Source organism: Pseudozobellia thermophila, from assembly GCF_900141855.1.
Classification (GTDB): domain Bacteria; phylum Bacteroidota; class Bacteroidia; order Flavobacteriales; family Flavobacteriaceae; genus Pseudozobellia; species Pseudozobellia thermophila.
The window spans coordinates 1-7,117 of the sequence record NZ_FQYU01000023.1; the positions used below are offsets into that span (position 1 = coordinate 1).

The 7,117-nt window shown below is 36.5% G+C and carries 6 protein-coding genes; 4 read left to right on the top strand and 2 right to left on the bottom strand.

Annotated features, from left to right (window positions below; genetic code table 11):
- The coding region (locus BUB37_RS21840) for a hypothetical protein (protein WP_072996041.1) at positions 1–216 on the top strand (216 nt) is incomplete at its 5' end.
- A 9-nt stretch (positions 217–225) separates the two neighbouring features.
- On the opposite strand, the gene BUB37_RS21100 is transcribed toward BUB37_RS21840, so the two are convergent.
- The gene (locus tag BUB37_RS21100) at positions 226–1,800 is read right to left on the bottom strand and encodes an amidohydrolase family protein (protein WP_072996043.1); all 1,575 of its coding nucleotides are present in this window, start codon (positions 1,798–1,800) and stop codon (positions 226–228) included.
- Positions 1,801–2,498: 698 nt separating this feature from the next.
- Between BUB37_RS21100 and BUB37_RS21105 the strand changes: the two genes are divergently transcribed.
- The 3 genes from BUB37_RS21105 (at position 2,499) to BUB37_RS21115 (ending at position 5,399) form a co-directional block, all read left to right on the top strand.
- Positions 2,499–3,188 carry a cupin domain-containing protein gene (locus BUB37_RS21105; protein ID WP_072996045.1) on the top strand — a complete coding sequence of 230 codons (690 nt, stop codon included), beginning with the start codon at positions 2,499–2,501 and terminating at the stop codon, positions 3,186–3,188.
- 176 nt (positions 3,189–3,364) lie between these two features.
- Positions 3,365–4,231 (top strand): helix-turn-helix domain-containing protein, encoded by an 867-nt coding sequence (locus tag BUB37_RS21110; protein ID WP_072996047.1) that lies wholly within the window; start codon positions 3,365–3,367, stop codon positions 4,229–4,231.
- Between the two features lie 31 nt (positions 4,232–4,262).
- Entirely contained in the window at positions 4,263–5,399 is a 1,137-nt protein-coding gene (locus BUB37_RS21115; RefSeq protein ID WP_072996049.1) for an acyl-CoA dehydrogenase family protein, read from the top strand.
- Positions 5,400–5,730: 331 nt separating this feature from the next.
- On the opposite strand, the gene BUB37_RS21120 is transcribed toward BUB37_RS21115, so the two are convergent.
- The gene (locus tag BUB37_RS21120) at positions 5,731–6,993 is read right to left on the bottom strand and encodes a serine hydrolase domain-containing protein (RefSeq protein ID WP_072996051.1); all 1,263 of its coding nucleotides are present in this window, start codon (positions 6,991–6,993) and stop codon (positions 5,731–5,733) included.
- Positions 6,994–7,117 lie beyond the last annotated feature (124 nt).

Here is a 7,117-nt window from a genome sequence, read left to right on the forward strand (position 1 = left end):
CCGGTTTTTTACGGGCCGGAGGTATCATCGACCATCGGTTTTAGCTATGAACAGTTGCGTAGTGCCTCCGACGAGCATAGCGAGAGGAAGGCAAAGCAACTTAACTTTGCAAGCACGCACCAAACTGAAAATCCGCGAGGATTTTCAGAAGTAGGCGAGAACAAGCAATTACTTATAGCCATCCTAAGTTTGTCTTCTATTGATTGGTATTTTTAGAATTGGGAACTAATTTGTTCCATCATATTTAGAGGTTAACTTTTCTCTTTCAATTAATTCTCCATTCATTAGCACGAACTGAATATCGTTATAGGCCTCGATTGTTTCAAATGGATTGGAATTGAGAATTAAAATATTAGCTGTTTTACCTATGCTTAATGTTCCAACCGAATTAATTAAATCAAACTCCTTTGCATTATTATACGTTGCAGCTTTAAAAATTTGTTTTAAAGGAACCCCGGCATCAAACCAATGCTGCATTTCTAGGTAACCATTATAACCAGGTGGATGTGTATACATGTTCATCGCACCATTATCTGTACTAAATAATAAATTTGCATTGTTTTCTGCTAATAGGCTTACAACTTTTTGAATCTTTAATTCATAAGACTTATAAAGTTTATCAATCATTTCTTCATCACTATTGAATTGGCTCCTTATTGGATTGAAAAATTCAGGATTCATTTTTTCAAGAAACTTTGGTCTGGCCAAAATTTTGTCACGACTCCATTGGGCATCTTCAGATTGTAGCCAATCTATATATCTGGGAGTATAAAGTAATTTAAGAATTGGAGAGTCCTTAAAAGTATTGTCAAGAATATCCTTTTCGGCTAGAATGACCCGAAAAGTTGGTTGGTAACCAATACGTTTGTTCGAAATATCAAGTAATAATTCTTTGTGGGTTTCAGGAAGATTGGTGTTTAAATAATCTTCAGGATTTGAAGTCCAATTCCACATGGCATGAGCTATTACGTCGACTCCAGCATTAACTGCAAATAATTGCCCCTCATATGAAGTAGCATGCATGATCACAGGTAAATCCTTAGCATGTGCTTCCGTAACTAACTCATTCATTATTTCCAAAGTAGGTACTTCCCAAACCTGTGGAAGGCCGGAAGCGGCATCTTCATACAATGTTTTAACGCAAATATTATCTTTTTGAGTAATTTGTGAAATAAGGCTGGAAGGCGTATGAAGCCCAAGATTTATTGAATCTGGAATTTTAATATTTTCATTGTAATTATCGTAAAGGAAAGGTGTCTCGTAGCGTTCATTTTGAGGTGACTCATTCATTACCATTTCAAAATCATCCATAACTTGTACCTTTTGAGCACAGGTGTAAATTTCAGGTCTAATACGAATGTCTCTTAGCCTTTCTATTGTGTTTGGCGCATAATTATCAACATCGATAAGCGAGGTATATCCAAAGTATAAAAAATTCCTTGGTAGTCGATCAAAGTAGTCATTGACTAATTCCTCGTTTGCCTTTCGTTGTCTAAAATTTATTCCAGCAATATTATTTAAATGAACATGGCTATCTATTAGACCAGGTATGGCATATTTTCCTTTTCCATTTATTATTTTAAGCTTTCCTTTTACGTTCGGTTCTTCTTTACCACAAAAAACGATTTCAGATTGGTCGATAAGAATATAGCCCAAATACTTTTCTAAAGTACCCGTTTCATCAGTTGAAATTATGGTTATGCTTTCAATTAAAATACCGTCTTTAACAGTGAAATTAGTAGCGCGGGAACTACAACTAATTAAAGTAATTAGCAGCAATATTGAAATAATCGTCTTCATAATCTTGATTGGTTACTTTTAAGACGACAAAGATTTGGAAATGTTACCTTAATTTGTGCATAGTGGGTAGGGCGGGTTGTGCCGAATGCTTTGCATACCTGAGCAAGGGGTCGCCATTAGACGCGCTTATCTGTCATCCGAGCCCGTAGTTGGTTAAAAAATATTGTTGTTTCGGTTTTACTGTCACCCCGCTCGCTTATGGGTTTTGTGCCTGTAGTACAAGATACTGAAAAAAGAGTTCGTCAATCCTTGCCGATCGGGCGATGGATGGTAACTTGTCTTTATGCAGTGTAAAAAGCGGGGCGGGGCACTTGCTTCCCTAAAAAGGTACGAAAAGGTCCTGCCCCGACTGTTAATCGTCCTTCTGGACCGTTCAAAGATCAAGGTGCAAAGACCGGACTAAAAACAAAAAAGCCCCTTAAAGAGGCTTATAATAATTCATTTTGTTGCTCATCAACGGCTTGTGCAACGATTACCATTGTTAGGCAATAGTTTTTTATTTAAAACCTGAATAGTGCGCGGTTTTCTTTAGTCGTAACTGACATTTAACAAGTTTCTGAATGGGTATATTTTTTTCAAAATCATTGTTTTGACACGCTTAGTCAATTTATTGAAAGCCCCAGTCAGTTAAAGTACCGTTATTCTCTCTAGTTTTGATTCGTATAATAAAGTTACTAATAATCATAAATTCTCCAACCATGCTTAAAAACAAAAAGAACCCAAAATTAATAAAGTTAGCTGCCATGATTATGATATTCACAGTCGTTCAAAGTTGTGGTGAAAACGCAAATAAACCACAAAAAAAAGAGGATTCGGTGGCAGTACTTTCTCTTAAAGAAGAAGCTCATATTCATGATAATTCCACACATACGCACACGGGTAAAAGAATAATAACGCCAAATGACGCTCAACAACTGTGGATATTTCCTGAGCGTAAAGACAAACTCGGGTCCGGAGGATTACTTCAAATTTATATGGATCCTGAAAGTCACCCCGATGCTTCTTCAGGTTTTTCAAAATACGAGCTGGGAGTGGGTGGAGCTTTACCAGAACACAAGCATAATAAAACAGAGGAAATTGCTTATTTTCTTTCAGGAACAGGGGTAGTAATTAGTTATGAAAATGATGAGCGTAAAGAAACGATCGTTAAAGAGGGCTATGTATGGTATACTGCACCGGGAGAATGGCATTCCTTTCAAAATACGGGTAAGGAACCTTTAAAATTGGTATTTGCTACGGTACCAAATGCTAAGCATGGTCTGTTGGACTTTTTCAAAAAAGTAGGGGTAAAGCCTGAAACAGAACCATCTAATACGCTTAGTGCGGCTGAATTTGCCAAATTAGCAGCAGACAACGACCTGATATTAAAACCTTCAAAAATCGAATAGAAATAAGATCTTGGCTTTATACTAAACCGACATGGTTACTTAAATCTTCATATAGTAAGAAAATAGGGTGTTGAGGTATTTATCACTTAAAACATGAGTAGTCATTGCCTAAGTTGGTTATTATGACTTCATTCCCTCAAAAAGCTGTACTTTTCTAAGTGAAAAATATATAAATAATGGGTAATGGATATGACATAGCAAAAAGAACACCTACCTTCAAGAAAATTGAAGTGTCGTCACTTATGTTTTCGGAATATAGATGTGCAGAGACAAAATCGATATTCACCGCTTGGAACCACTTAAATTATTTTATTTATGTGCTAGAAGGTAAAAAGAAATGGCGAACGCTAGAGAACAGTTATATGGTTAATGCCAATGAGGTACTTTTTGTAAAAAAAGGGGCAAATATAATTGAGAAGTATTTTGACTCTGATTTTTGCGCCATAGTAATCTTTATTCCCGATTCTTATGTCAAGGATTTTATGTCACAAAAACCTGAAATTGGTGCCAATCTAAACAGTAATCTTCAAAGTGACAGTGCAATTCCTGTGAAAATGGATAGAACTTTAAGTACTTATTTTACCTCGATATTAGATTATTTTTCCAATGACGAAAAGCCTTCAAAATATCTGATAGAAATAAAATTTCAAGAATTATTGGTCAATATTTTGTCACTGCCATCCAACCCTGAAATCGGTAGCTATTTTAAACAGATTGCCCAAGAAGTTAAACCATCGATTAAAAATATAATGGAGGCCAACTTTGTCTATAATTTATCGCTCGTTGATTTTGCAAGACTATCGCACAGAAGTTTAAGTACTTTTAATCGCGACTTTTATAGTGTTTATGGAATGTCACCAGGAAAATGGCTTACTAAACAAAGGCTTATTCATGCGAAACTATTATTGGAGAATACCGATCGAAAAGTATATGAAGTGGCTTTTGATAGTGGCTTTGAAAGTCCTGCCCATTTTGCAAGAGTATTCAAGCACGAGAATGGTATTTCCCCTTTAAAATTTCAAAAGGCACAACTGTCGGTTTGAGAGGTGTCCCAGAAAAAAATTCAGTAGTATTATGAATAGTCATGAAAGCAAGGTGAACGAAACAACTTCAAGGCAATGGCTAAATCTAATAGACCAGCTTGGAGACCAATTGGCTGCGAACGGATTTGCTCACGATCGGGCTGATACCTTTGTAGCCAATAATTATCAGTTGTTGAAGGAGCAGGGATATCTAACGGCTATGATACCAAGAGCATTGGGAGGTGCTGGTGTTTCCTTTACTGATATGTGTGCTATTTTGGTCAAAATAGCGCAGTATTGCCCTTCTACGGCATTGGCATTGTCCATGCACCAACACCTTCTTGCTGCAAATATCTGGAAATATAAACACGAAGGCACAGGCGAAGAATTCTTAAAAGAAGTAGTGGATAAAAACCTGGTGCTGGTCAGCACAGGTGCACGTGACTGGCTAGAGTCTAATGGAACCATGAAAAAAATTGATAATGGTTATTTGGTCTCAGCAAGAAAGCAATTTGCAAGCCAATCTGCAATAGGTGATCTCTTGGTTACCAGCATACCCTATAATGATTCAGAAGAGGGATGGCAAGTACTTCATTTTACAGTATCTATGAAATCTCATGGGATACAGCTATTGGATGACTGGCACACATTGGGAATGCGCGGAACAGGTTCGCAGACAGTGATCCTTAATAATGTGTTTATTCCAGAAGACTCTATAGTGATGAAGAGGGCAAAAGGCGAATTCCCTATGTTTTGGAATGTGGTATTAACCGTCGCGTTGCCGTTAATAATGGCTCCCTATATAGGGATTGCAGAAAAAGCGATGAAGTTTACTTTAGAAAAGTCAAAAGCAAAACAAAGCAGACCATTTCATAGTACTTTGTTGCTTGGAGAAATTTACAATAGCCTTACATTGGCTCAAGTGATTCATAAAGATATGATTGCAATAGCCAATGATTTAGATTTTCAGGCTGAAGAAAGGACAGGTGTTGAAATATTGGCTAGAAAGACATTGGCAGCAAATGCATGTACCGAAACTGTGAATAAGGCCATGGAAACGGTAGGCGGACAAAGTTTTTACCGAATATTTGAACTTGAGCGACTCTTCCGAGATGTACAAGCGGTAGGTTTTCATACATTGCCCGAAAAGCAACAGCAGCAATTTACAGGTGAGTTTTTATTGAAATAGCAAATTATTGTCAACGTTTAGTATATGAAAAGTAGGCGATTTCGAAGCTCAGAACTTTCAGTTAAGCACAGTGTTCGATACGAGCCAAAAGCCTTTAACATATCACTGTTTCGCCTATTTTTTATATACATTGTGCTTGTTGCGCAACTACGAATTCCATCAACACGTACTTGTTAGGTCGTTTTTTGTAAAGTGTAACTAATTGATATGTTAGGCTTTAATCATTTCAAACAATTCAAAAATCATCAATTTATTCCCGATGAGGGGTTGTGCAACGGTTACCATTGTTTTACGCAGTTTTGTTCATTTTTTGTAGTTCGGTTGTTTCCAATTATTCTTCTACATTTATTTTTTCAAAATATTCATTCATTTTATCCCAAACTGCATAATATTCAAATTCCTTCGCTCGTTCATCATTTCCCATATCCGTATTTATTACGATATATCTGCCCGTTCTTTTCTCTTTGTCAAAATACATCCAAGTTCCGACCCCTGCATCTCCACCTGAATGTCCTATATAGCCCAATGCACTATGTCCAATGAAAAGAGCAGGACTATAATCTCCATTATAGGGATTATCCGCATTTCGCGATTCAAAGTTTTGCTCCTCTAATTGTTCTGTAAAGAGTTCTTTGTAGCTTTCTTTTGAAAGTAATTTACCTTCTCCCGAATAGCCTTTAACTAATTCGGATAGGTATTTAGCCATATCACTACTTGATGAAATTAACATACCGTCAGGATAAGTTATTGCGGTATAAAAGGGTAAAAGCGTATTGTCATTTCTATATAATCTAGAATGCTTTTTTATATCCACATCCTCAAGTGACCAACCTGATGAATTCATACCTAAAGGCTTTAAGATATGTTCTTCGGTAAATGAATCAAATGCTTGACCTGTCGCTTTTTCGATAACTAATGCACATAGTGTAGCACCTATGTTTGAATAGTTATACCGTTCTCCTGGTTTGAATTTTAAGTAATTGTCATCTTGATAAAATGCACCATTTATTTCCAAATATCCGTTCAAGTATTTTTCCATTGGAACATCAAGTTTAGGTGGGTTCAATCTTTGAGCTGGATAAGCTGTGCTTACATTTGTTAAGTCTTGGTCTTTTGTAAGAATCCAAGCTCTTTCCATATATTGTTCGGTATCATTAATACTCGAAGTATGTGTAGCTAATTGTCTTATTGTAATTGTTTCATCAGGATAATTTGGGTTTATTACCTTAAAAGCTAAATAGTCCTGAATTGGGTCATCTAAATTTAGTTTCCCCATTTCTTTAGCTTTCATTAGAGCAATACCAATTAAGGTTTTAGAAACCGAAGCAATGTGCTGTATGGTGTTTTCTGTATATTTTTCTTTGGTTTCCCTGTTGGAAAATCCAAAGCCTTTTTCATACAGCACGCCGTTTTGGTTGACCATAGCCACAGCAAATCCGTTTATTTGCCCGTTTCTTTGAATAGAATCCAATTCCATTGTTAGTGAATCCAACACATTCTGGTTTTCACTTAATGAATTATCAATTTGTTTTTTACTTTGATTACAAGAACAAAGTGCAATGCTTAATAGCAAGGCTATGGTTGATTTTTTCATTCAGTTTAATTTTTTTTCAAATTGCGTAGAACGGCCAGACGGCTATGGCGAGTTGCGAGGTATGCTTTGCATACCTTGGCAAGGGGTCGCCATTAGACGCACATTCGCTATAGGCGGTGATGTC